The organism is Trichocoleus sp. ST-U1, assembly GCF_039961835.1.
Taxonomy (GTDB): domain Bacteria; phylum Cyanobacteriota; class Cyanobacteriia; order Cyanobacteriales; family FACHB-T130; genus FACHB-T130.
Genome location: NZ_JAMPJZ010000170.1, coordinates 1 through 2,067 on the forward strand (window position 1 = coordinate 1; position 2,067 = coordinate 2,067).

Below are 2,067 nucleotides of genomic sequence, written 5' to 3' on the forward strand. Positions count from 1 at the left end.
ATTGCACAAAGTGAAAGAGAGGTTTTAGGTAAGGATAATTTCCATTACCCACTACCAGAATTGACTGTGCCAGTTAAATGCTTTTCCCTGATGACGTTGACATTACATTGACTCGAAGGAAGGCGTTTTCCGAAGATTTTGTCGAATCGGAATCGCTATGATGAATTTCGTACCATGCCCGGGCGCTGAAATACACTGCATTTGTCCACCATGTTTGTCCACGACGATTTGATAGCTAAGGGACAACCTAACCTTCGTGCCTTTGCCCTTCGTTTTCGGCGTAAAGAAGGGATCAAACAGGTGAGGGCGGACTTCCTCCGCTATACCGGGGCCATTATCTATAATCTGAATCGTCACAAAGCCACGGTCAGTTACTTCGGTATAAATCCGAATGGTACTGCGGGAGAAGTATATTTCTTCAGGCGATCGCTTATGGTCATACTCCTCCAAAGCATCAATCACACTCGACAGCACATTGATAAATGCCTGGTTCATTTGACCTGCATAACACTCTACAGGAGGCAGCTTGCCATACTCTTTAACGATCTGAATGCCCGGATAGTCAGCCTTGGATTTCAGCCGGTTGTTCAAAATTAGCAGAGTGCTGTCTAGCCCATCGTGAATGTTCACTGGCTTCATCTGAGCCTCATCCACGCGAGAGAAATTCCGCAATGACTGGACAATCTCGCGGATGCGCTCAGCCCCAATCTTCATCGAACCCAGTAGTTTTGGCAGGTCTTCAACCAGAAACTCCAGGTCAATTGCCTGAGCCTCCTCCAGGATAGTTGGCCCCGGATTGGTTAATTCCTTGGTATAAAGATTCAGCAGGTACAGCAGGTCTTGGGTATAGCGCTCTGCGTGAGTAATATTGCCGTAGATAAAGTTGACCGGGTTATTCATTTCATGAGCAACACCGGCGACTAACTGTCCTAAACTAGCCAGTTGTTCGCTTTGGATCAGTTGACCTTGAGTCTGTTGGAGTTGGCGAAAGGCGAGTTCTAGCTGATGCGCTTGTTCTCGATAGCGTGCCTCTGATTGTTGTAATATTGCTTCTGTAGAAATCCGCTCTTGAATCTCTTGTTTCAGCAGAGCATTAGAGTGGGAAAGTTCAAGGGTTCTTTCCTCTACCCGTTCTTCTAGTTCTTCTTTGAGCTGTAAGAGTGCTTTTTCTACCCTTGTACGTTCTTGAATTTCTTGTTCCAAAAGCACATTTTGTTCTTTCAGTTTCTTTGTTAAACTCTGCATACTCAGTTGGACAGTAATGCGAACTAAAACTTCTTCATGCTGAAGTGGTTTAGTAATATAATCGACGGCTCCCAGGCTTAAACCTCTAACCTTATCTACCGTCTCGGAAAGCGCCGTCATAAAAATTACAGGGATATCTTTCGTTACTTGATTGGCTTTCAGTTGACGGCAAGTTTCAAACCCATCCATCCCCGGCATCAGTACATCTAATAAGATAAGATCCGGCAGGGCATATTCCCCCTTTTGAATCGCACTTTCGCCATCCCGGGCTACCAAAATCTTGAAGCCGGAAGCCGCCAAAAAGTCGAACAAAACCCCTAAGTTTATGGGAGTATCATCAACGATTAAGATTATGCCTTTGTGGGGAATTTCTTCGCTCATTTATTTTCTCTATATTGTTTGATAAAATCCAAGATTTGTTTTTCTTCAAAGCCCTTGGCTAATTGACGTAAATGGTTGGTAAAGGGTATCCAGTCCTGATTCATCTGTTCCAGTTGAGCGGCTCGCTTGGCAATCCCTCTGAGGTCGCCCATCATTGCGAAATCGAAGAGTGCCGCGATTTCCTCTACAGGCGGAGGCACCATCGCTTTTGCGGAAGGCTCGCGGAATTCTTCATTTTTAATTTCTTCATAAATCCATGACAGCCCCAAATAACCGCGTAACTTTTCTAAAAGTTCCTGGTTTTGGATGGGTTTGGGCAGGAAATCGTTATAGCAATCGCCAAGGTAATTAGGACGACAAGCATAAGACATGCTCGATTGCATCTCGCAAACAATTAAACTGGTCGAGTTGTTTGCGGATGCGGCTCTTGAGCCAAGACCA

2 protein-coding genes and 1 pseudogene are annotated in these 2,067 nt (G+C 45.1%); all 3 read right to left on the reverse strand.

Annotation, left to right across the window (positions count from 1 at the left end; all coding sequences use genetic code 11):
- Window positions 1–102: 102 nt before the first annotated feature.
- Complete coding sequence (locus NDA06_RS26575; protein WP_190987154.1) at window positions 103–1,626, reverse strand: response regulator; 1,524 nt, start codon at window positions 1,624–1,626, stop codon at window positions 103–105.
- A complete protein-coding gene (locus tag NDA06_RS26580; protein ID WP_242047578.1) occupies window positions 1,623–1,997 on the reverse strand; it encodes a hypothetical protein in 375 nt (124 codons plus the stop codon). The genes NDA06_RS26575 and NDA06_RS26580 overlap by 4 nt, the downstream gene beginning before the upstream one ends.
- Window positions 1,975–2,067: pseudogene (locus tag NDA06_RS26585) on the reverse strand (IS630 family transposase); the annotation flags it as partial. The pseudogene NDA06_RS26585 and the gene NDA06_RS26580, both read right to left, overlap by 23 nt.